Raw genomic sequence first — 21,699 nt, 5'->3', positions numbered from 1 at the left:
GTCGCTGGACTCGCATCGTCCAGTGCCGGACAATACATCCTCATCGACTGAGTCCTCTCAAACGGCGATAAAAAAATGGCGAATGAGACACTTCCCCGCGATCCGTTGCGGCGCGAGGCTTTTATGAAGGCATCGCGGCCGGAAGCGCCGGCGCGGCCGTTCATTCATCTGCGCGTTCATTCGGCCTATTCGCTGCTCGAAGGCGCTTTGCAACTCGGCACGGTTGTCGGCCATGCGGTCAAAGATGACGCACCGGCGATTGCCGTCACCGACACCAACAATCTGTTCGGCGCACTCGAATTTGCGCAAAAGGCGGTGAAGGAGGGTATTCAGCCGATCATCGGCTGCCAGACCGCTCTCGCTTTTTCCGGTGAAGCCGGCGACAGCCAGCGCGACCGCAGGCGGCAGGGCCCGGAAATGCGGCCCGTGGTTTTGATCGCGGCGACCGAGGCTGGCTACAGCAATCTGGTCAGGCTGGTCAGCCGGGTCTATCTGGAAACGCCGCCCGGCGAGGCCGTGCATCTGACGACCGAGATGCTGCAAGGCCATTGCGACGGCCTGATCTGTCTCAGCGGCGGGCCGCGCGGCCCGATCGGCAACGCGCTGAAAGAGGACCGCCGCGACCTCGCCGAGACGCGGCTTCTGGCGCTCAAGGCGCTGTTCGGCGACCGGCTCTATGTCGAGCTGGAACGGGTTTCCGGTTATGACCGGGCCATCGAGAAATCGTCAGTCGACCTCGCCTATATCAACGACTTGCCGCTGGTCGCCACCAACGAGGCGTTTTTCTCCTCGCGCGACGACTATGAGGCGCATGATGCGCTGATCGCCATCGCCGAAGGGTCGGTCGTCGCCGTCGACAACCGCCGGCGGCTGTCGCCCGACAATTTTCTGAGAAGCCAGGCCGACATGGCGAGGCTGTTCGCCGATCTGCCGGAGGCGATCGACAACACCGTCGAGATCGCGCTGCGCTGCTCCTACTATCCCAAGACCCGCAACCCGATCCTGCCGCGCTTTGCCGGCGGCGATGTCGCCGACGCCGATGCGGCGGTGAAGGCGGAGGCGCAGGAGCTTGCCAGACAGGCGCATGAAGGGCTGGAGGCGCGGCTCGCCGCGCACGGCCTAGCCCCTGGCTACGCGGTCGAGCAATACCGCGAAAGGCTGGAATTCGAGCTCGGCATCATCGAGAAAATGAAGTTCCCCGGCTATTTCCTGATCGTCGCCGACTTCATCAAATGGGCGAAGGCGCAAGGCATCCCGGTCGGGCCGGGGCGCGGTTCGGGCGCCGGCTCGCTGGTCGCCTATTCGACGACGATCACCGACATCGATCCGCTGCGCTTCTCGCTGCTGTTCGAGCGCTTCCTCAATCCCGACCGCGTGTCGATGCCCGACTTCGACATCGATTTCTGCCAGGACCGGCGCGAGGAGGTCATCCGCTACGTCCAGCAGAAATACGGACGCGACCAGGTCGGCCAGATCATCACCTTCGGCACGCTGCAGGCCCGCGCGGTGCTGCGCGATGTCGGCCGCGTGCTGCAGATGCCCTATGGCCAAGTCGACAAGCTCAGCAAAATGGTGCCGTCGAACCCGGCCAATCCGGTCAAGCTCGCCGACGCCATCGCCAACGAGCCGCGCTTTGCCGAGGAGGCGGAGCGCGAGCCGATCGTGCAGACGCTGCTCGACATGGCGCAGAAGCTGGAAGGGCTCTACCGCCACGCCTCGACGCACGCCGCCGGCATCGTCATCGGCGACCGGCCGCTGTGGGAGCTGGTGCCGATGTACCGCGACCCGCGCTCCGACATGCCGGTCACCCAGTTCAACATGAAGTATGTCGAGCAGGCCGGCCTGGTGAAGTTCGACTTCCTCGGCCTGAAGACGCTGACGGTGCTGGAGACCGCGGTCAAGCTGATCCGCCGCCGCGGCATCGAGATCGATCTTGCCCATATTCCGCTCGACGACCCCGACACCTATGCCATGCTGTCACGCGGCGAAGTGGTCGGCGTGTTCCAGGTGGAAAGTGCCGGCATGCGCAAGGCGCTGATCGGCATGCGGCCCGACTGCATCGAGGACATCATTGCGTTGGTCGCGCTTTACCGGCCGGGCCCGATGGAGAACATCCCGACCTACAACGCCAGAAAGCATGGCGAGGAGGAGATGGCTTCGATCCATCCGAAGATCGACCATCTGGTGAAGGAGACGCAAGGCGTCATCGTCTACCAGGAGCAGGTGATGCAGATCGCGCAGGAGCTTGCCGGCTATTCGCTGGGCGAAGCCGACCTGCTGCGCCGCGCCATGGGCAAGAAGATCCGCGCCGAGATGGACAAGCAGCGCGAGCGCTTCGTCTCGGGGGCGATCGAGCGCGGCGTCGGCAAGCCGCAAGCCGACTTCATCTTCGACCTGCTGGCAAAGTTCGCCGACTATGGTTTCAATAAGTCGCATGCCGCCGCCTATGCGGTCGTCTCCTACCAGACGGCCTATCTGAAGGCGCACTACCCGGTCGAATTCCTGGCCGCGTCGATGACGCTCGACATGGGCAACACCGATAAACTCGCTGATTTCCGCCAGGATGCGCTGCGCCTCGGTATCGATGTCGTGGCGCCGTCGGTGATATCAAGCTTCCGCGCCTTCGAAGTCGCCGAGAACCGGATCTTCTATTCGCTGGCCGCGCTCAAGGGCGTCGGCGACGCGGCGGTCGAGCATATCGTCGCCATGCGCGGCGAAAAACCGTTCAAGAACCTCGCCGATTTTTGCGAAAGGGTCGACCCGAAGATCGTCGGCAAGCGCGTCTTCGAAAGCCTGATCATGGCCGGCGCGCTCGACTGCTTCGGTCACGACCGCGCCGCGATGATGGCGGGCGTCGAGCGGATGATGGGGCTGGCGTCGCTTGCGCAGCAGAATGCAATGTCGGGCCAGCACGACATTTTCGGCGCCTCGCTCGGCGCGCAGTCGCAGGCGCTCAACCTGCCGGCGACCGACCCGTGGCTTGCCGCCGACCGCCTGCACCGTGAATTCCAGGTGGTCGGCTTCTATCTCTCGGCGCACCCGCTGGACGAATACAAGGCGGCGCTGCAGAAGATGCGGGTGCAGACCTGGGCCGAGTTCTCGGGCGCCGTCAAACGCGGCGCTGCCGCCGGGCGGCTTGCCGGCACCGTCACCACCAAGCAGGAGCGCAAGACGCGCACCGGCAACAGGATGGGCGTCGTGCAGTTCTCCGACACGTCGGGCCAGTATGAAGCAGTGCTGTTTTCCGAAGGTCTGGCGCAATATCGCGACCTGCTCGAGCCCGGCCGTTCGGTGGTGGTCACAGTTTCGGCCGAGGACAGGCCCGAAGGCGTCAATCTGCGCATCCAGACGGTGCAGTCGCTGGAGGACGAGGCAAGCCGCATCCAAAAAGCCTTGCGTATCTTTGTCAGGGATGATCGGCCGGCGTCGGCGATTCAATCGCAGCTTACCCAGCGCGGCGACAGCCTGGTGAGCATTATCGTCATCAAGGACGAGGCGCAGGGCGAGGTCGAGATCGAACTGCCCAACCGTTACCGCGTCTCGCCACAGATCGCCTCGGCCATGCGGGCGGTGCCGGGCGTGGTGGAGGTGGAGTTGGTGTGAGCTAACGACCGTATTCCGCCAGGTCGCATTGCTCGGTGACGATGCCGCTGGTATTGTGGGCTCGGCGGCCTGGGTCTTTTGGCGGCCGGGGGAGTGCGTCATGGATGAGCGGGATGCCGCTGCCGAACTCCAGAAAATGGTCAATGGCTTCCAGGTATCTCAGGCGATATGCGTCGCCGCCACGCTGGGCATTGCAGACCATCTCAAGAACGGAAAACGCAGCAGCGGCGAACTGGCCGTGCTGACCAATACCCATCCGCAGGCGCTCTACCGGCTGCTGCGCGCCCTTGCGTCCGTCGGCGTGTTCCATGAAGCGAAAGACCGGTCCTTCTCGCTGACCCCGGTTGGCGGCGCGTTGCGATCCGACGTTCAGCATTCGGTCGCGTCGTGGGCAATTCTGGCCGGACGGCCGTATTTCCGTCAGGCATGGAGCGATCTGCTGCACAGTGTCAGCACCGGCGAAAACGCCTTTCGCCACGCTTATGGCAAGGGCGTTTGGGAATACCGGGCGGAGCATCCGGAAGAGTCCGTCGTTTTCGACCGGGCGATGACGGCCATGTCGCGTGGCGTCGCCGCTGCGGTGCTCGCGGCCTATGACTTCCGGCAGTTCTCCGTCGTTATGGATGTAGGCGGCGGGCAGGGCGCGCTGCTTGCCGAAATCCTCCGCCGCAATCCCGGCCAGCGCGGCATTCTATTCGATCAGCCGCAGGTCGTGGCGAAGGCCGGCCCGGTCTTCGACGCCGCGGCTGTGGCCGATCGCTGCGACATCGTCGCCGGCGATTTCTTCGTCTCGGTGCCCGAAGGAGCCGATGCTATTGTGCTTAAATGGATCCTGCATGACTGGGACGACGACACAAACATCCGGATCCTGAAAAGCTGCCGCCGGGCGATTCGCCCAGAAGGCAAACTGCTGGTGCTCGAGAGCATTCTGGCGCCGCCCAATGAAGGCGCCGTCGCAAAATTCGGCGATCTGAACATGCTGGTCATGCCGGGCGGGCAGGAGCGCACGGCGGAAGAATTCAGGTTGCTGCTTGCGGCGTCGGATTTTCGGGTCGCCAATATCGTTGAAGCCGGACCTCGCATCAGCATCATCGAGGCGGAACCGGTCTGATTGCTTTCCGGGTGTGGAACGCTCCGGATGTTCTCAAGCCACAGCGGCTTGCCTCTGCTCTGCCCACTGGACGGCTGTCGCAGCGAGCGTTATCGCAGTCGTCATGAAGACGCCGAAAAGGGACGGAGTGCAGGATTTTTCAGCCTTGACGCGGCTGCGCGACACGCTGCGCAAACTCTATCACGGGCGCACGCCTGCGGCTTTCCGGTTTCAGCTGGCGGCTATTATCATCGACCTTGCCATCATCGCCTTCTTCATCGCCACACCGGTGATCCAGGAATCGTCCTCGTTCCTCTGGCTCGATTATTCAGTGGCAGCGCTTGTCGCCGCCGACATGATTGCCCGGCTGCTGGCGTCAAACGACATGCTGCGCCTGATGAAGCAGCCGACGTCGTGGGTCGACGGCTTCATCCTGCTGACGCTGCTGATGCCTTCGGCGCTGGCCAATTTGGGATTCCTGCGCATATTGCGGCTGTGGTCGCTGTCGCGCAGCGGCGCGCTGTGGCGGTTTTTCGAGATGCGCGGCCTCAAAAAATGGCGCGAGGCAAGCCATGCAGTCATCAATCTCCTGACATTCCTGTTTGTCGTCACCGGTTTCGTCTACACCTTCTTCTTCCGCACCGGGGCCGGTCTCGAAGGCTATGTCGATGCGCTGTATTTCACCGTCGCCACGGTGACCACGACCGGCTTCGGCGACATCGTCCTGCCGGGGATAGCCGGCAAGCTCACCGCGATCGTTACCATGATCATCGGCATATCGCTGTTCGTCAGGCTGGCACAGGCGCTCTTCCGTCCCAACAAGGTCTTCTTCCCGTGCCCGCAATGTGGCCTTCAGCGGCATGAAGCCGACGCCGTCCACTGCAAGGCCTGCGGGCATCTCCTCAACATACCCGACGAAGGCGACTGAAATGCGAGGCTAAGCGCGGTTTTGTGGAAACAAAACCGCGCGGTAGCTCTTTGCTTTGACGCATTTTGTCGGACGCCAAACGAAGCCGTTTGGCTGCAAAATGCTAAGACGCTGCCACTTCCGCTGGTTTGGTCGCCTTTTTCTGCAGATTAAGCAGATTGCCCAGCAGGATCAGCAAGGCGCCCCCGGCGGTGAAGGCGTCGATCTGCTCCTGATACAGCAGCCAGCCGATCAGCGCCGACAGCGGAACGCGCAAAAAGTCCATCGGCGAGATGACGGTGGCGTCGGCATAGGCGAGTGCACGCGCCATGCAGAAATGCGACGACATGCCGGTGAAGGCGATCAGCAGGATCCACGGCCACAGTTCGAGCGGCGGGTTGCGCCATTCGTAGAGCGCCGGGACAAGGCCGAGCACGGACTGGATGACCAGCATCCAGAAGATGATGGACACGACGCTGTCCGTCCGCGTCAGCGATTTGACCAGGACCACGGATATGCCGAAGCAGACCGCGGCACCCAGCACGACAACATGTCCCGGATCGACGGAGCCGACGCCCGGACGGACGATGACCAGCACACCGATCAGCCCGAGCACGATCGCTGCAAGTCTGGGCCGGCTTAGTCTTTCACCAAGAAAGCCGACCGCCAGAATGGCCGTCCAGATCGGCGTCGTGAATTCGATGGAGATCAGCACGGCCAGCGGGATCAATGTCAAGGCGTAGAGCCATGCCGCCTGGCCGACAAAATGGACGACGTTGCGGGCGATATGGGCGGTGGGGCGTTTGCTGCGCATCGCCGCAAAACCGCCTGACATCATCACCAGCGGCAGGAGGATGAACAGGCCGATCACCGATCGCAGCTCCAGCACCTGGAATACATTGAGCTCGGCCGTCGTGGCGCGGCCGGCGACCGACATCGTCAGAAACGATGCGATCGACAGCGCCATCCAGAACGCAGCCTTGGGGATCGAGGGCGAGGGTGCCATGCGCGCTATGTCGCAAGTCGGGACTTTCACCGCAACCGCTAGTCGACGCATTCGGCTGGGCCAGAGCGGCGCGTTGCAAAACGGTCATGTTGAGGGCGGAACTTGCCGTCACGGCGAACGTTGGTCCAACAGCCAGTTCAAGGGGAGAGATCCAATGAAATCATGTGCACGATTTGCACTGGCCGGCTGCCTGACGGCTGCCGCCGGCGCGGCTCATGCCGACGAGGCCGATTTTCTTCGCTCGTTCGAGGGGAATTTTGCCGGCAAGGGCACCGTCAAGGTAACCACCGAGGCGCCGACGGTGAACGTCTCCTGCCGCTTCAATTCCGACGCGACATCGAGTTCACTGTCGCTGGACGGCACCTGCCGCGGTCTCGTCGTGGTGACGCGCGCCATCAGTGCCGACCTGAAGTCCAGCGGGACGAAGTACACCGGCACCTATGTCGGATCCCGCACCGGGCCGGCGCAGCTCAGCGGCAAGCGCTCGGGCAATGCGATCAATCTCGGCATCCGCTGGGCGAAGAAGGTCAACGGCGATCGTACCGCGCAAATGACCGTCGAGAAAAACGGCGAGGACGGCATGCGGCTGACCGTTATCGACGTCGACCCAAAAACCGGCGAGCGCGTGACGACCAGCCGGATCGATTTGCGACGCATCTGAAGAGGCCCGCTTTACCCATCTTGCTTGGGCGTGATCCTTCGGAAACTGGATCCGCTTTTCGCTTGCGCGGACCTTAGTTTCGGGGTCATGCTTAAACTAGTCCTCGATCGGCTCGGGCGGGTGGGCATTGCGGCCCTTGCCGAAGGTGTAGCCGGTCTCCACCGCCTTGCGGCCGAACTTGTCGCGCAGCGTGTCGATCGCGCCTTCGGCCATGGCACGCTTGCGCGACTGGATATCGACGAGGTCGGGCGGATCGGCCTTTTCGTCCTTCGAGAGGTCGCTGACGCCGATGCCGAGCAGCCGGTATCTGGTGCCGTCCGCCTCCTTGCGCAGCAGCTCGAGCCCGGTCGAGAAAATGCGGTCGGCCAGCCGTGTCGGGTCGCCGAGCTGCCGGTTGCGCGTGCGGGTCTTGAAATCCTGCGTCTTCAGCTTCAGCACGACGGTGCGCCCGGCAATGCCGGATTTCTTCAGCCGCCCCGAGACTTTTTCCGACAGCGCTCTCAGCACCGAAACCAGTTCCTCGGGGGAGGCGATGTCGGTGTCGAAAGTGGTCTCCGCCGAGACGCTTTTCGCATCCTGGTCGGGGTGCACGCGGCGGTCGTCCTCGCCGCGTGAAAGATGGTAGAGCCGGTCGCCCATCACGCCGTAGCGGCGCATCAGGTCGCCGCGCTCCATGCGCTGCAACTGGCCGATGGTGCGGATGCCGTCGCGCTCAAGCGTGGCGGCGAAGGCTTTTCCCACCCCCCAGATCAGCGTCACCGGCTGCTCGGCCAGAAAGCCGGTCACCTCGGCCTCGCCGACCACCGAATAGCCGCGCGGCTTGCGAAAGTCCGACGCCACCTTGGCCAGGAACTTGCAGTAGGAAAGGCCTGATGAAACGGTGATGCCGATCTCTTTCTCCACACCCAACGCGAAGCGCGCCAGCACCACCGCCGGCGGCACGCCATGCAGGCGCTCGGTGCCGGCAAGGTCCAGAAACGCTTCGTCGATGGAGATCGGCTCGACCAGCGGCGTCAGCGCCTGCATCATGGCGCGCACCTCGCGGCCGACGCGACCATATTTTTCCATGTCCGGCGGGATGACGACCGCTTCCGGACAGGCTTCGAGCGCCTTGAACATCGGCATCGCCGAGCGCACCCCGTGGACGCGGGCGATGTAGCAAGCGGTGGAGACGACGCCGCGCTTGCCGCCGCCGATGATCAACGGCCGGTCCTTCAGCGCCGGGTTGTCGCGCTTTTCGACCGCCGCATAAAACGCGTCGCAATCGATATGGGCGAGATGCAGCCGATAGAGCTCCGGATGGCGGGCCAGCCGTGGACTGCCGCAGCGCTCACAGCGCCGTGCCTCACCGCGCTGAAAGGTCAGGCAGTCGCGGCAAAAACCGTGATCGGGATTGTTGACAGGAACCGCCATCGCTGCGAACATAAAGAGAACAAAAGCAATGGTACGTCAGGACGGACGCCACGACAAGGCGGTGGGCCGGGAGAGAGTTCGTGAATACGACCATAGCGCCGCTGGTGCCCGAGCTTTGGGCGGATTTTGAAGATCTTTTCGGTAAGCAGGGTGCCTGCTACGGCTGTTGGTGCACACATTTCCGGCTGTCGCCGGCAGCGCGGCGCGCCGGCAATCGGGAACGCAACAAGGACCACATCAAGGCGCGGATCGAGGCCGGGCCGCCACCGGGCGTGCTGGCGTTCGAGGATGGCAAGGCGGTCGGCTGGATGCAGATCGGCCCGCGCGCCGACGTGCCCGAATGGAACAACAAGGGCAGGGGGTCGGCGCCGGTCGATCCCGCCGACGCCACCGATCCGGGCGTCTGGGCGATTTCCTGCTTCTTCATCCGCGTCAAGGCGCGCGGCCGGGGCGTGACGCACCGGCTGGTCGAAGGCGGCATCGAATTTGCTCGCCAGAATGGCGCGCGGCTGGTCGAGGCATGTCCGATCGACCTGTCGAAAGATTCGCGTTCGATCGGGCTGTTCGTCGGCTCGTCGCGGGTCTTCGAGAAAGCCGGCTTCGAGAGGCTGGTCGAGCGCAAGGCAGGCCGGCCGCTGATGCGATTGGTGCTTTAGACAATGCTGCTGTGCGCGCCGCGGCGACCGAACTATCGTCGTCGGCCTGCATATCAGACGCCCACCCGGGAATAAATCCGGCTGCGGCCCGTTCCCCCTCGGATTTTTCCAAGGAGGCCATCGATGTTTCATTTTTCCCAGACTTCTCAGAAGACCTCTCGCTCGATCCGGTTTTCCTGTCGGCCGGAAGATCATGGGGTCATCGCGCCGCCAGTGGCGGCCAGGACGGTCCTGCCGGATTGGTTCCGCAAACTGCCGCCGGTCGATGCGCAGCAAGCCTCGGCCACCAACAATGGCCTGACCGTCAAGCGCTGCATGCCTTTTCTCGACGCGATGACAACCGGCTGGATCCTGCCGCTCGCGGCGACCGTCCGCCTTGAGGTCAAGGATGGCGGCAGCGCCGTCGATGCCGGCTGGGAGTTCGACAGGGTGATGGTCAGCAATCATGGCGCGCATCAGGTCGCCGGCAATCCGAGGGAACCGGCACCGCCATGCAAATTTCACAATTACTGGTCGATCCGTACCCCGCCGGGCTGGAGTTGTCTGTTCCTGCCGCCGCTCAATCGGCCGGCTCAGCCTTTCGAATGCGTCGCCGGCATCGTCGATACCGACACCTACGCAGCCCACATCCATTTTCCGTTCTTTGCGACGGCGCCGGATGGCCTCTACGTCATCGAAAAGGGAACGCCGCTGGTCCAGGTCATTCCGTTTCGCCGCGAAGATGCGGCGCTCAAGGCCGAGATCCAGGCGGAGACCGGAGCCGAGGCGACCGAGCGCGAAACGGTCTACCGCAACACGATTGCCAGCGAAGGCTGGTATCGCAAATGGGCCCGCGCGGCCCGCTAGGCTTTTTCTGGAGAACAATGCGAAACGGGGCCGCTAGGTCCCGTTTCCTTGTGGAGCGCGGCCGACTTTTAGTCGAAGCGCACCGCCGCTCTATCTTGACGCATCGGGGCCGGTCGCCACGGTCCCTTTCAGCGGAATCGCAGACTTTTGAGATTGGCCGAAAACACCCTCCACTTCGTCATCCTAGGGCGAAGCAAGGAGCGAAGCGACGCGGCGCAGACCCTAGGATCCATGCCGTTACCCAAGCCGAAGAATGCAGCGGACCAGAACCGAACGCCTACCACCCCGTTCCGCGAAAAAGCTCGAACCATTCCGGATTGGTCTTCTCGATCAGGTCGATCTTCCATTTGGTGCGGCGAGCGCTTCAGCGACTTTTCGCGCTGGATGGCCGAGATCGATATAGATCGCGCCGCGCTTCTGGCTCGCGGTCATGTAGGCATAGCCGGTCATGGTAGAAGGGTAGCTGGCTCCGTTGCGGATACAAGGCGCCATCCTGCTCCGCTGCATTTTTCGACTGGCGTAACGGCATGGATCCCAGGGTCTGCGCCGCGTCGCTTCGCTCCTTGCTTGCCCTAGGATGACGAAGGTGTAGTAGCGTGTGGCTACTCGCCAACGTTGGAGATCGATGGTTGCGGGCCGGCCGACAGCGACCGTCGACACCAAATCCTCTGTGCGCGAGAGCGAGGCCAACAGCGAATGCGAAACGGGGGCCGGCTGGCCCCCGTTTGTCTGTGGATTGTTTTGAAGCGGCGGACACAAGTTGAAGCGCGCCGCCGCTCTATCGCCCGGCCCGCGTCAACGCCGCCAGTTGCGCGACCACCCGCGATCCGAACCGTTCGAGTTGGAGGAACTGTTCGACGATGAGTTCGAATTCGAGTTGCTCGAGGAATTGGAGCTGGAGTTCGAAGACGAGTTCGAATTCGAATTGCTCGACGAATTAGAGCTGGAATTCGACGAACCGTTGGACGACGAATTGGAGCTCGAATTTGAAGAGCTGTTGCCAGCGAGGATGAAGGAACCGTCGCTTTGGCTGGACATTGCGGCCGGCGGACGCTCGGTTTCCGGCGCCCCCGTGGGAGACTCCTTCGCCTGCGCCGTGGTGCTCGCGAGCGCTGCCATTCCTGCGACCAGTGTCGACTTGAGCTTCCAGTGTCTTGTCATGGTAGTTACTCCTTGTTTCAGACCGGACCGGCAGTTGCGGCCCGGCGGAGTAACGGGCGATCGCCGGCTTTATTCCATTCAAAGAAAGTTGGATTCCATTTCAGAGCAAGCCGGGCCAGAGCAAGCCGGGTCAGAGCGGGCCGGGCCGTCGCAGTTTCACTTCCGGTCCTTTTGACGGATCTCGTCCAGCGCTTTGACTTCCTCCTCGGCTGACATCGGAGCGCCTGCTTCGATCGCCGAAAGATAGGCGTCGAGGGCTTCGGTCGACGAGGCCGGGGCATAGCCTCCGGCGTCGCCGGGCGCCACGACCGCGAAGCTGACGCGCCATTCGTCGCCGGAACGGCAGGCGACCGACATCACCGTGGAGCGGTCCTGCGAGTCGACCTCGAATTCGCGGCACAAATCCTGCGAATCGTTACGGAACGTAGCGATGGCCCGGAACCGGTCGCTGATCCCGGCGAGCTTGATTTCCTTGCCGGACTCGACCGTTTCAAGGGCTTGGGCCAAGCCCGGCCTGATGACGCCGGCAACCCACAAGCCGCCCTGCGTGCGTTCGTTGGTGCCTGCTGCCCAATAGCCGGCGAGCCCGCCGCCAATTGCCGCCGCGAGAGAGGCGGCAATTGGCAGCATCCATCGAGACCTCGAAGCAGGCCCTGCCAAGCGCCTGCTGCCGAAGGGCAATATCGATGCCGTCGCCGCTTTCTCGCCGGCACGCCTGGCCTCGATCATCTGCTCGACGGCCGCGACAAGTTTTTCGGGAACCGGCTCGTCGAGCAGCGGCTTCAGCGCGGCCTGCGCCTGCGCTCTGGTTTCGATGAACACAGCAATCCTGGCAACTAGACGGTCGTCCGTTTCCATCGCCTGCTCGATCCTGGCGACCATGTCTGGATCAAGCTCACCGTCGGCGAACCGCATCAGGATTTCGTCCGAAAAAGTCTCTTCGGTCATTTTGCAGCCCCTTTTGTGACCGGAGAACGGGTGGGCGCCGAAGATATTCCAGTCGCCTCCGCCAGATTCCTCCTCGCTCGGGCCAGCCTGCTCATCACCGTCCCGATCGGCACGGCAAGGACTTCCGCGGCCTCTTTGTAGGAAAGCTCTTCGACGCAGACCAGAAGCAGCACGTCGCGCTGGTCGGCGGCGAGCTCGCCTATGGCTTGCGCCACGCTGTTCAGCGCCAGCCGCGCCTCCATCTCGCGCTCACCGGAAACGCCGGCGATGTCATGGCGCTCGTCGATATCGTCCTGCGGGCCGGCGACCTTGCGCTTGCGGATGTCGTCGATCCACAGATTTCTCAGAATCTTGAACATCCACGCGTCGAAGCGCGTCCCTGGCTCGAAACGCTGCTCGTTGGCGAGCGCCCGTTCGCAGGCGCGCTGGACAAGATCGTCCGCGATGTCGCGGGACCGGCACAGCGCAATCGCGAACCGGCGCAGATTCGGCAGAAAAGCGACAAGCTGATCTTGGACGCGGTCGGCTTGTTCCGGCATGTTGCTCCAGGTTCTGGAATAAAGCGGCCCCGCGCCCGTTCCTCGCAAGGCTAGCTTATTGCCGGACAGCTCCGCTAGCCTCGCGACGTTGAAAATCGGCGACGGCCGGAAATGTGAGGGAGACCATGCGCACCACCTCCTGGTTGAGACCAAAAGCCCTGCTGCTTTTCTGGGTCGCCGTCGCATTGCTCGTCGATCCTCAGGCGCCGGGCGGCCAGCTGGCGCTCGGCGAGTTCGGACCAAGATCGGCGTTGGCCGATGACGACGGTGGCGGTGACGATGGCGGTGGTGATGACGGCGGTCGGTCCGGCGCTTCGCCCGGTGGGTCGCGAACGACGTCCAGCCGATCGACCGGCCCGAACCTATTTCGCGCGCTGACGGATCGGTTTCTTCCGCGCCCGCCAAGGCGCAGCGGCAGGCGCGCGCAACGGCCAGCCGCCCCTTTGCCGTCTCGGGTACCGGACCAGATCGTGGCGACCGGGCTGAATTCGGCTGAGATCGGTCGGCTTCAGGCAACCGGCTTCACCGTACTGGATCGTGCCGACATTCAGCTTCTTGGATCGGAGCTGATTCGGCTGCGCATTCCACCCAACATGCCGCTGGAGGTTGCGCGCGATCTTGTCATCGATGCCGCTCCGCAGTCGACGGCAGATTTCGTGCATTACTACCGGCCCGGACAGGAAGCTGAATGTGCCGGGCCGCACTGCGCCGCCGCGGGCCTGATCGGCTGGCCGGCCGGTAGCGGACTGCCAGCCGGCTGCGGTGGCAATGTCACGATCGGCCTTATCGACACCGCGATCAATCCTGCGCATGACGCCTTCTCGAAAGGCCGGGTCGAAGTTCTTCGCCTGTCGGACGACGGCGTTCCCGAGTCCGGCCGCCAGCACGGCACCGCCGTCGCGGCCCTGCTTGTCGGCGGCGCCGACAGCCGTACTCCCGGCCTGCTGCCGCACGCCAGGCTCATCGCGGTCGATGCGTTTCATCGGGGCGATCGCCAGGATGACCGCTCGGACGCCTACGATCTGCTTCGCGCGCTCGACCTTCTTTCGGCGCGCGGCGTGCAGGTGACGAATATGAGCCTGTCGGGTCCTGCGAATGCGCTTCTCGAGCAGGTTGTCCGAAGACTCTCCGAACGCGGCATGGTGATCGTCGCCGCCGCCGGCAATGGCGGCCCAAAAGCCGGGCCTGCCTATCCGGCGGCCTATGCTGAAGTGATCGCGGTGACGGCGGTCGACCGCATGAAACGCCCCTACAGGCGCGCCGGCCGCGGCGAGCATATCGACCTGGCCGCTCCCGGCGTCCAAGTATGGACGGCCGCGTCGGTCAGCGGCGCACGGCCGAAGACCGGCACCTCCTTCGCGGCGCCCTTCGTCACCGCAGCCGCTGCCTTGATGAAATCTGCAAACGGCAACGCCACCGCAGCCGATATTCAAGACGCGCTCGGCAAGTCGGCGGAAGATCTCGGCGCGCCGGGCAAGGACGACGTCTTCGGCTGGGGCCTGCTCAATGCCAGCGCCGCTTGCCTCGTCACGTCGAAGAAGGCGACCTGAAGCTCCACTGTCGATGCCGGAGGATAGCGCGGAGGGCGAAGGCTGGTTATAGACCGGCTTCCAGCCCCAACGAGGGGATTGCACCCCGACGGTTTCCGATTACGGTTGCGGCTGGAGTTTTTACCACAGAAACAGCAACGGAGATTCTGCGTGAATCGTGTTCTGCCGGCCGTCTTTGTCCTCGCGCTCAGCGCGCCTGCCTTCGGCCAGACCGTCGACGGCGAGGGTGCCAAGCAGCTCTCCGAAAATCTGTCCCGCTATTTCGGCAGCAAGGCGATCGACAGCGGCTTCCTGAAGGTTTCGGTGGAAGGCGACGCCTATAAACTCGCCGTCGACTTCAAACCTGTCGTCGACCTGCTGGCGGCGCAGAATTCCTTCAAGTTCGACTTCAGCCCCTACGCATTGCTCGTCAAGCCAGGCAGCAACGGGACATGGAGCGTCTCGGCGGACGTGTCGCAAAGCGGGTCCTTCGAGTTCAAGGGGCCAGAGGGCCCGCAGAGCATGCAGTTCTCGATTACAGACGGCAAGTTTTCCGGCGTCTACGATCCCGAACTGGCGGCTTTCACCAGCGCCACACAGTCGATTGCCGGGATGACGATGAATTCCCGGGACGCCGTGCAGCGCGCCAAGGTGAGCACCGGCGCCGGTACGGCCACCATGAACGCAAGCAAAGCTGCGAATGGCGGCGTCGATTTCACCGCGACGCAGACGCTCGCCGATTTCGCCGAGGCGCTCGACTTTGACGATCCCAAGAGCGGGCTGAAATTCCCGCTCACGATCAAATCGCCAGACCTGTCGGTGAACGCGACCGGCAAAGGCGTGCGGACCAGGCCGCTTCTCGATCTGCTGGCATTTGCCGTCGCCAATGAAGACGAGGCCAGACTGAAGGCCAACCAGGCGCAGCTCAAATCGCTCCTGCTCGCCGCGCTGCCGCTGTGGGAGCGGCTCGACGGAACCTACGGGTTCAAGGATCTCACCGTCGAAAGCCCGGTCGGGCTTTTCGGGGCGACTGAGCTGGACACAGGCTTCGGGACCGACGGCATCGCCCAGAACGGAGCAATCAACTACTCGATCAGGGCCGCGGGACTGAAGATCCCTGACAATCTCGCGCCCGCCTGGAGCACGGCGCTGCTGCCGACCGATGTCAATCTGAGTTTCGGCGGCGCCAATATCGATCTCGACAGCATGGCGAAGAAGGCGATCGAAGCCTTTGATCTGAACAAGAATCCACCGCTGCCGGCCGACTTCGGCGATACCTTGACCGCTGATTTCATGGCCAGGATGCCGAAATTTGTCATCGGCCACAGCACGGTGAAAAACGGCGATATGGAAATCGCGATGGAAGGCGAGATGACCTTCGCCGGCATGAAGCCGGAGGCCAATGTGACCATCGATGTCGCAGGCTATGACAGGATCGTGGAAAGCCTGCAGGCGGCAGCGAAGTCGGAGCCGGAAGCCGCGCAATATGTGCCGGTGGCGCTTGCGATCAAGGGATTCGGCAAGACGCTGCCGGACGGCCGCATCGAATGGGTCGTCAACGGCAAGCCGGACGGGTCGGTCACCGTCAATGGTGTCATGGTGAAACCGGCCGATCCGGTTGCGGATGATGACGGCGACGACGGCGAAGAAGAAACGACGCCGTAGGCGTTTTCGCGATCCGGTCGTCGCTTATATCGAATGCTCATGATCGTCGTCGCCAAGCGGCAGCGCCCGCAGCGCCCTGCCGACGGAAGCCGGCGGCGTGCCGGTTTCCGCCGCGAACCGCATGAGCGTCGGCTCGTGGGCGAGGATGAACTGCAGCACGCCGGCCAGGAATCCCGGCTCGCCGGCGGCCTGGCGGATCGAATGCGCCTCGATGCCGGTGATCGCCAGGAAGCGGGGCAGAAGTTCCGGATCGGCGGCGACGAAGCCCAATGCCTTCACGGCAATGGTTTCCGCTTCCTCGCGCATTGACCCTGGGTTTGCCATCACTACCTTCTTGTGGGTTGAATGAGTCTGTTTTTGGCAGTAATCGCAAGCGTCGCCTGCGGCAAGCCATCTGTCTCTGCAATGCGGAGTTCGCGGTGAAATCCGAAGCTTTTCCGGCAGCCGGTTTCCGTTTCGTCAATTATCTCGCGGTAGAGTTGAGCAGGGTTTGGTGCGTACCGGCGAGGGCGCATGGCGGCATCCTTCGAGCGGAAGGCAGGCCGGGACGGGAATTTGATGCCTAAGAAGGTCATGATCGTCGAGGACAACGAGCTCAACATGAAGCTCTTTCGTGACCTCATTGAAGCGAGCGGTTACGAGACGGTACGCACGCGCAACGGTCTGGAAGCGCTGGATCTGGCGCGACTGCACAAGCCGGACCTCATTTTGATGGACATCCAGCTGCCCGAAGTGTCGGGGCTGGAAGTGACCAAATGGCTGAAGGAGGACGACGACCTCCATGTTATCCCGGTCATTGCCGTCACCGCATTCGCGATGAAAGGCGATGAGGAGCGTATCCGCCAGGGTGGCTGCGAAGCCTATATTTCCAAGCCGATCTCGGTGCCGCGTTTCATCGAAACCATCAAATCCTACCTGGGCGACGCCTGATGCGCCCTTCCAGCCCAGCCGGAGCTTTATGAGATGACTGCACGGATCCTCGTCGTCGACGACATCCCTGCCAATGTCAGGCTGCTCGAGGTCCGGCTGCTTGCCGAATATTTCGAGGTGCTGACCGCCACCAACGGGCCGGACGCAATCGAGACCTGTGAAAACGGCAAGGTCGATGTCGTATTGCTCGACGTGATGATGCCTGACATGGACGGGTTCGAAGTCTGCCGCCGGCTGAAGAGCGATCCGGCGACGTCGCACATCCCGGTCGTCATGATCACCGCGCTCGACCAGGTTTCGGACCGGGTGCGCGGCCTCGAGGCCGGTGCGGACGATTTTCTGACCAAGCCGGTCAACGATCTGCAATTGATGACCCGCGTCAAAAGCCTGGTCCGGCTGAAGACTTTGACCGATGAGCTGCGCCTGCGCGCCTCGACCACGCGCAATATCGGCATCGAGGAGCTGTTGAGCCGCAACTTCGCGTCCGCGGACACCACGCCGAAGGTTCTGCTGATCGACGAGCGCAAATCCTCCATTGAGCGCGTCCAGAAGATGCTGCGCAGCAGCGCCGACCTCGACATCGCCACCGATCCGCATGCGGGCTTCTTCCAGGCCGCCGAGACGCCCTATGAATGCGTGATGATCTCGACGGGTTTTGCCGATTTCGATCCGCTCAGGCTCTGCTCGCAACTGCGTTCGCTCGATCGCACCCGTTTCGTGCCGATCATCCTTCTGGCGGAGCAGGGTGAGGAGGGACGCATCGTCCGCGGCCTCGAGCTTGGCATCAACGATTATCTGATGCGTCCGATCGACCAGCATGAATTGACCGCGCGGCTGCGCACGCAGGTGCGCCGCAAGCGCTACAACGACCAGTTGCGCGCCAGCGTCACCCAGACCATCGAGATGGCGGTGACCGACCCGCTGACGGGATTGCACAATCGCCGTTACCTCGACAGCCATCTGCAGACACTGTTCGACCGCGCCGTGGCGCGCCGGCGGCCGCTGTCGGTGATGATCACCGATCTCGACCGCTTCAAGACCGTCAACGACACGCATGGCCATGACGGCGGCGACGAGGTGCTGCGCGAATTCGCGCGGCGGCTGCGCAAGAATGTGCGCGGCATCGATCTCGCCTGCCGCTTCGGTGGCGAGGAGTTCGTCGTGGTGATGCCGGACACGGACGGCGCGGTCGCCGAAAAGGTCGCGGAGCGTATTCGCGCCGAGATCGCCCAGATGCCGTTTGCCGTCGGTCAGGACGGCAAGACGATCGAGGTTACCGTCAGCGTCGGCGTGTCGTCGGTGCTGAAGGGTGTCGACTCGGTTGCAGGGCTGATGAAGCGGGCCGACCTCGCGCTCTACGAAGCCAAGAGCGCCGGCCGCAACCGGGTCGTCGCCAAGGCGGCGTAAAAGTCCGATTATCCTGTCAATGTGACAGGGTTACGAATTTACCTTAACGCAAGCGATTCGCCGGGCTTGGTTAAGAAATTGTTGATTTTCGCAGGCTGTTGCGCAAATGTGCAGGCCGATGACGGGACCGGCGCGAGGCTAGATCGCCGGATCGATCCGAAGAATACCCCATGATTCAGGTCCGCCGCATCTCCTGGGTCCGTGGGGTCGGCCGGCCGGCGCTGGCACATAGTGGCCTCCTCGTACCGCTGCCAAACGCCGGCCGGCCCCCAAACCTCAAAATGACATCAAGTCACTGCGCCAAGCATTGGAAATGCTGGACTTTTCGAGCGTTGAAAACAAAAAAGCCGCCCACGGGGCGGCGTTTTTGTCTCAAGCAGGAAAGCAGATTACTTGATCTTGGTTTCCTTGAACTCGACGTGCTTCTTGGCGACCGGATCGTATTTGCGGAACGACAGCTTGTCGGTCTTGGTGCGGCTGTTCTTGCTGGTGACGTAGAAGAAACCGGTGTCGGCGGTCGACAGAAGCTTGATCTTGATGTTTGCGGCTTTGGCCATTGTATCAGTCCATTATGTTCGTGGAGTCTTGGCCGCTGGAGCACGGGAAACACCCGGACGCGGGAACTTGGCGCGACACATAAACAACGCGCCCGGAAAGTCAACCCTGTGAGACACCCTGTGAGCCGGCCTCTTCCTTCTCCCCTTGTGAGAGAAGGTGGATCGGCGCGTAGCGCCGAGACGGAAGAGGGGTGTTGGACGGAGTGCTGTCGGTGCCAAGCCGGAGCACCCCTCATCCGGCCGCGTTCCGATTCTACGCATCTTCTTTAACTGGAGCGGCCTTCTTCCAGTCTCCCGTGGTGTTCCACCAGCGGTTCGGGTTCGAGCGGTCGTCCAATCCCTTGGAGCGGCTGGCGAGGATCGGCTGGATGCGGATCACCGGCTCCTGATAGGTGTGGACCTGGAAGATCGCCTCGACGATGCGGGCGGCCAACGCCTGGTCGTCGGGCAGCTCGAACGACACTTCCACCGTGCCATGCCGTCTGAGCAATTCGGTCTCGGCACCGGCGGCAGCACCTTCGAGCGCCCGGTAGCGCTCGATGCCGTGCGCCGACTGGTAGGCATTGCTGTCGTATTTGCCCGTGGTGAGCGGGGCGATCGCGACTACCGCTTCCATGATACGGTCGACATCGGAAGCCGGCGCCTGGAAGGTCACAAGCAGCAGCAATTCCATCCGCAGCGATTTCGTTTCAAACCCGGAGTCGATCATGGCGGCATCCTCAAATTCGTGGCGTGTTGCTGACAATCTACCCAGGTGCTGCTGACACGGTTATGTCAGCAGCCTTGCGCCACCTGAGGCATCGATCGGGTCTTTCTACAGGATTTTTCGGATAAGCCTGGCGCCGACCAGCGCGATATAGAAGGCGAAGAACAAGCCGAGCGCCCAGCCGAAACCGGAGGGGCCGAAAAGGTCCATGCCGATGCCGATCGCCTGCGGGCCGAGCACCATGCCGACACCGTAGCAGAGCACGAAGGCAGCGTTGGCCGAGGCCAGGTCGTGGCCGGAAAGCTGCGAGCCGAGATGGGCCAGGCCGATCGTGTACATGGCGGCGACGACGCCGCCCCAGACGAACAGAAGCGCCGCCATCAGATGCCAGTTCTGCGCGAAGTGCGGCATGAAGATGGTGCCGGCAAGCCCGATGGTTGCACAGGCCAGAAGCAGATAGCGGCGGTCGCTGACACGGTCGCTGATCATGCCGAGCGGGATCTGCAACAGCACGTTGCCGAGGCCGATCATGGTGAGCAGCAGGGCGGCATCGGCCTCGGAGTAGCCGATGCGGTTGCCATAGACGGGAAACAGCGCAAAGCCACCGGTCTCGACCGCGCCGAACACCAGCACCGCAGCGGTCGCCGTCGGCACCAGCCAGATGTAGCGCAGGAAGTTGCTGGTTTCGCCGTTGGAGACGATCGTCGGGCTCTCGTTGCGTGCCGCCAGAACTGGAATGGCGGCCAGCGTCACCAGCGCCATGATGACGCCGAAGGGCAGGAAGCCGGCGCTGCCGAGTTGGGCGAACAGCCACGGCCCGGCGGCAAAGCCGAGCGACAGCACGGTGGCGTAGATGCCGAGGACGAGACCGCGCCGGTGCGGCGGCGCCGATGTGCTGATCCAGAATTCCGATAGGATGAAAAGCACCGTCAGCGCGATGTGCAGCAGGACGCGCAGCGGAAACCACATCCAGAAGTCCGGTGCGAAATGGAAGCCGACAAAGGCCAGCACTCCGGTCGCGATCATGGCGAGCATCGTCCTGGCGACGCCGAACCGCATCGCCAGCGGGGTGGCGAGCGGTGCGCCGGCGATCGAGGCGAGGCCGGCGACAGCGGTGTTGAAGCCGATCATCGACGCCGAATGGCCACGCGTTTCGAGAATGACGCTGAGCAGCGGCATGCCGAGGCCGATGGCGATGCCGACGACGCTGATCGACGAGATCGCCGCGATCATCGGCAGCCAATGGACGCGATCTTCGACCTCTTGCTGGGTATCGACTGTCATGGGATGTGAATGCTCTATGCTCTAAAGAATTTCGCGAACGAAGCGATTGCCGACAAGCCGGTAGAACGGCACGAAACCACCGGGGCGCAGCAGCGGATCGTCGAGGAGCCGCTTGTCCAGCTCCCCCAGGATAGCCCTGGTGATGTCGGGCACATCAGCTTCTCTGGCCTTGGCGAGCGGCAGCCAGACCAGTTCCTCCAACTCGTTGGTCGGACCGCCGTCGGGCAACTCCACGACGACGTCTTCGCGCCAGGCGCTGAAGAAGCGCGTGTCGAAGCGCCGCACCTGGTTCGGCGGGGTGATGGCGCGCGCGATGAAGCGCAGCGCTTCCAGCGACGGTCTCACGCCGTGCTCGGCAAAACCCTGCCAATCGCGCCTGGTCGTGGCGAAGGCGCCCTTCTGGCCGATCAGCAGGCCGGCTTCTTCATAGGTCTCGCGAATGGCCGACAGGGCGATGGCGCGGGCGCGGGCCGGGCTGGTGCGGCCGACGCCGGCGGTCAGCCTCGCCTGTTCCTCAGGGTGCAGCGCTGTGGCAACGGGAATTCGACCGTCGGCCGGATCGGTGCGGCCACCGGGAAAGACGAATTTCCCCGGCATGAAGGCGTGACCGGCGTGGCGCCTGCCCATCAGCACCAGGAACTCGGCGCCCTTGCGGTCGAGCAGGATCAGCGTCGCGGCGTCACGCGGGCGTATAGGCCTGGCGTCGAGCGCGATCGGCTCAACCTTGTCGACTTCCGCCTTGGTCATAACGTCCATGCGCACGACCTAGCGGAATCTTCTTCGATGCGAAA

The 21,699-nt window shown here is 63.2% G+C and carries 21 protein-coding genes; 11 read left to right on the top strand and 10 right to left on the bottom strand.

The genetic code is table 11. The annotated features are described in order from the left end of the window. Positions 1 to 123: 123 nt before the first annotated feature. The 3 genes from dnaE to AC0L2M_RS16095 all read left to right on the top strand — a co-directional run bounded on the left by dnaE (position 124) and on the right by AC0L2M_RS16095 (position 5,621). A complete protein-coding gene (gene dnaE, locus AC0L2M_RS16105) occupies positions 124 to 3,603 on the top strand; it encodes a DNA polymerase III subunit alpha (protein ID WP_473535370.1) in 3,480 nt (1,159 codons plus the stop codon). A gap of 100 nt (positions 3,604 to 3,703) precedes the next feature. After that, on the top strand, positions 3,704 to 4,714 hold the full coding sequence (locus tag AC0L2M_RS16100; protein WP_128172314.1) for a methyltransferase: 1,011 nt from the start codon (positions 3,704 to 3,706) through the stop codon (positions 4,712 to 4,714). Between the two features lie 103 nt (positions 4,715 to 4,817). Next, positions 4,818 to 5,621 (top strand): potassium channel family protein, encoded by an 804-nt coding sequence (locus AC0L2M_RS16095; protein ID WP_128168985.1) that lies wholly within the window; start codon positions 4,818 to 4,820, stop codon positions 5,619 to 5,621. 103 nt (positions 5,622 to 5,724) lie between these two features. On the opposite strand, the gene AC0L2M_RS16090 is transcribed toward AC0L2M_RS16095, so the two are convergent. Beyond that, on the bottom strand, positions 5,725 to 6,606 hold the full coding sequence (locus tag AC0L2M_RS16090) for a DMT family transporter (protein ID WP_473531049.1): 882 nt from the start codon (positions 6,604 to 6,606) through the stop codon (positions 5,725 to 5,727). A 154-nt stretch (positions 6,607 to 6,760) separates the two neighbouring features. Between AC0L2M_RS16090 and AC0L2M_RS16085 the strand changes: the two genes are divergently transcribed. After that, entirely contained in the window at positions 6,761 to 7,267 is a 507-nt protein-coding gene (locus tag AC0L2M_RS16085; protein WP_473476899.1) for a hypothetical protein, read from the top strand. Between the two features lie 96 nt (positions 7,268 to 7,363). Here AC0L2M_RS16085 and AC0L2M_RS16080 read toward each other — a convergent pair whose 3' ends face one another. Then, the gene (locus AC0L2M_RS16080) at positions 7,364 to 8,692 is read right to left on the bottom strand and encodes a DNA polymerase IV (protein ID WP_473535329.1); all 1,329 of its coding nucleotides are present in this window, start codon (positions 8,690 to 8,692) and stop codon (positions 7,364 to 7,366) included. Between the two features lie 68 nt (positions 8,693 to 8,760). Here AC0L2M_RS16080 and AC0L2M_RS16075 point away from each other — a divergent pair, with 68 nt between their 5' ends. Together AC0L2M_RS16075 and AC0L2M_RS16070 are read left to right on the top strand one after the other, a co-directional pair. After that, positions 8,761 to 9,336 carry a GNAT family N-acetyltransferase gene (locus tag AC0L2M_RS16075; protein WP_128244814.1) on the top strand — a complete coding sequence of 192 codons (576 nt, stop codon included), beginning with the start codon at positions 8,761 to 8,763 and terminating at the stop codon, positions 9,334 to 9,336. Positions 9,337 to 9,459: 123 nt separating this feature from the next. Continuing rightward, entirely contained in the window at positions 9,460 to 10,182 is a 723-nt protein-coding gene (locus AC0L2M_RS16070; protein WP_473535328.1) for a DUF6065 family protein, read from the top strand. 330 nt (positions 10,183 to 10,512) lie between these two features. Here the strand turns inward: AC0L2M_RS16070 and AC0L2M_RS16065 are convergent, their stop codons facing one another. Continuing rightward, a complete protein-coding gene (locus tag AC0L2M_RS16065; protein WP_287174010.1) occupies positions 10,513 to 10,674 on the bottom strand; it encodes a hypothetical protein in 162 nt (53 codons plus the stop codon). A gap of 268 nt (positions 10,675 to 10,942) precedes the next feature. Here AC0L2M_RS16065 and AC0L2M_RS16060 point away from each other — a divergent pair, with 268 nt between their 5' ends. After that, positions 10,943 to 11,518, top strand: a complete 576-nt coding sequence (locus tag AC0L2M_RS16060) for a hypothetical protein (RefSeq protein ID WP_287378086.1) — start codon at positions 10,943 to 10,945, stop codon at positions 11,516 to 11,518. Here the strand turns inward: AC0L2M_RS16060 and AC0L2M_RS16055 are convergent. Both AC0L2M_RS16055 and AC0L2M_RS16050 read right to left on the bottom strand, forming a co-directional pair. Continuing rightward, positions 11,500 to 12,291: an anti-sigma factor family protein gene (locus AC0L2M_RS16055; protein WP_128168992.1), complete on the bottom strand. Its 792-nt coding sequence runs from the start codon at positions 12,289 to 12,291 to the stop codon at positions 11,500 to 11,502. The genes AC0L2M_RS16060 and AC0L2M_RS16055 overlap by 19 nt on opposite strands. Then, complete coding sequence (locus AC0L2M_RS16050) at positions 12,288 to 12,830, bottom strand: RNA polymerase sigma factor (RefSeq protein WP_023801080.1); 543 nt, start codon at positions 12,828 to 12,830, stop codon at positions 12,288 to 12,290. The genes AC0L2M_RS16055 and AC0L2M_RS16050 overlap by 4 nt, the downstream gene beginning before the upstream one ends. A 125-nt stretch (positions 12,831 to 12,955) precedes the next feature. Between AC0L2M_RS16050 and AC0L2M_RS16045 the strand changes: the two genes are divergently transcribed. Continuing rightward, positions 12,956 to 14,380 (top strand): S8 family serine peptidase, encoded by a 1,425-nt coding sequence (locus AC0L2M_RS16045; protein WP_473535327.1) that lies wholly within the window; start codon positions 12,956 to 12,958, stop codon positions 14,378 to 14,380. A 150-nt stretch (positions 14,381 to 14,530) separates the two neighbouring features. Beyond that, positions 14,531 to 16,024 (top strand): hypothetical protein, encoded by a 1,494-nt coding sequence (locus AC0L2M_RS16040; protein WP_473535326.1) that lies wholly within the window; start codon positions 14,531 to 14,533, stop codon positions 16,022 to 16,024. Between the two features lie 24 nt (positions 16,025 to 16,048). On the opposite strand, the gene AC0L2M_RS16035 is transcribed toward AC0L2M_RS16040, so the two are convergent. Then, positions 16,049 to 16,348 (bottom strand): DUF3572 domain-containing protein, encoded by a 300-nt coding sequence (locus tag AC0L2M_RS16035; protein ID WP_128168995.1) that lies wholly within the window; start codon positions 16,346 to 16,348, stop codon positions 16,049 to 16,051. A 249-nt stretch (positions 16,349 to 16,597) separates the two neighbouring features. Between AC0L2M_RS16035 and AC0L2M_RS16030 the strand changes: the two genes are divergently transcribed. Both AC0L2M_RS16030 and AC0L2M_RS16025 read left to right on the top strand, forming a co-directional pair. Continuing rightward, positions 16,598 to 16,954 carry a response regulator gene (locus AC0L2M_RS16030; RefSeq protein WP_287247952.1) on the top strand — a complete coding sequence of 119 codons (357 nt, stop codon included), beginning with the start codon at positions 16,598 to 16,600 and terminating at the stop codon, positions 16,952 to 16,954. 33 nt (positions 16,955 to 16,987) lie between these two features. Next, positions 16,988 to 18,361, top strand: a complete 1,374-nt coding sequence (locus AC0L2M_RS16025; protein WP_023801084.1) for a PleD family two-component system response regulator — start codon at positions 16,988 to 16,990, stop codon at positions 18,359 to 18,361. Positions 18,362 to 18,750: 389 nt separating this feature from the next. On the opposite strand, the gene rpmG is transcribed toward AC0L2M_RS16025, so the two are convergent. The 4 genes from rpmG to AC0L2M_RS16005 all read right to left on the bottom strand — a co-directional run bounded on the left by rpmG (position 18,751) and on the right by AC0L2M_RS16005 (position 21,664). Then, on the bottom strand, positions 18,751 to 18,918 hold the full coding sequence (gene rpmG / locus AC0L2M_RS16020) for a 50S ribosomal protein L33 (protein ID WP_006201775.1): 168 nt from the start codon (positions 18,916 to 18,918) through the stop codon (positions 18,751 to 18,753). 253 nt (positions 18,919 to 19,171) lie between these two features. Further along, a complete protein-coding gene (locus AC0L2M_RS16015; protein ID WP_128244819.1) occupies positions 19,172 to 19,627 on the bottom strand; it encodes a hypothetical protein in 456 nt (151 codons plus the stop codon). Positions 19,628 to 19,732: 105 nt separating this feature from the next. Continuing rightward, on the bottom strand, positions 19,733 to 20,908 hold the full coding sequence (locus AC0L2M_RS16010) for an MFS transporter (RefSeq protein WP_473535325.1): 1,176 nt from the start codon (positions 20,906 to 20,908) through the stop codon (positions 19,733 to 19,735). Positions 20,909 to 20,929: 21 nt separating this feature from the next. Further along, positions 20,930 to 21,664 carry an NUDIX hydrolase gene (locus AC0L2M_RS16005; RefSeq protein ID WP_473535324.1) on the bottom strand — a complete coding sequence of 245 codons (735 nt, stop codon included), beginning with the start codon at positions 21,662 to 21,664 and terminating at the stop codon, positions 20,930 to 20,932. Positions 21,665 to 21,699 lie beyond the last annotated feature (35 nt).

It is taken from the genome of Mesorhizobium sp. WSM4806, assembly GCF_055811635.1.
Note: the sequence above shows the minus strand (reverse complement) of the source record. Positions and strands in the feature narration are given on the sequence as shown.